Below are 536 nucleotides of genomic sequence, written 5' to 3'. Positions count from 1 at the left end.
GGAAAGTGTAACGTATAAGGCCCCATGACTGCAAAACATATGGTACCACCTTTATGAGACACAGCACACGGCTGTATTCCATGACGTGTTGCACTTGTCCGGGACAGTCCGTCCAACGATCCCCTTCCGGACACATGAAGGAGACATCCGATCATGGCGCGGCGCCGTCTTCTGACCCGTGAAGCTCTCGCCCGACATTACGAGCCTTCTGTCGATGATCGCGAGATCACGAGACATTTTACACTCAGCCAGGATGACTTCGATCTGATCGCAACCCGCCGCGGAGAAACCTCCCGATTGGGTTTCACGATGGTCATGCTCTACATGCGCTGGCCGGGACGGGTGCTGGAATCTGGTGAAACACCACCGGCTCCCATTCTGTCATTTGTTGCGCGGCAGCTCGACCTGTCCCCTGGGCTCTGGTCCCATTACGGACGTCGTGACGAAACCCGTCGATCCCATCTGGCCCACCTGATGAAGCGTTATGGCTACCGAACCTTCGATCGGTCGGCATTTCATGACATGACCGGTTTCGC

General features: G+C 56.2%; 1 protein-coding gene. It reads left to right on the top strand.

From position 1 onward, the window contains the following. Positions 1-153: 153 nt before the first annotated feature. Positions 154-536 (top strand): DUF4158 domain-containing protein (locus KP705_RS16695; protein ID WP_215765064.1); only part of this gene is annotated, 383 nt, incomplete at its 3' end.

This window comes from Gluconobacter sp. P1D12_c, assembly GCF_018812105.1.
GTDB classification, from domain to species: Bacteria; Pseudomonadota; Alphaproteobacteria; order Acetobacterales; family Acetobacteraceae; genus Gluconobacter; species Gluconobacter oxydans_A.
This window is presented reverse-complemented; position numbering and strand designations above follow the sequence as displayed.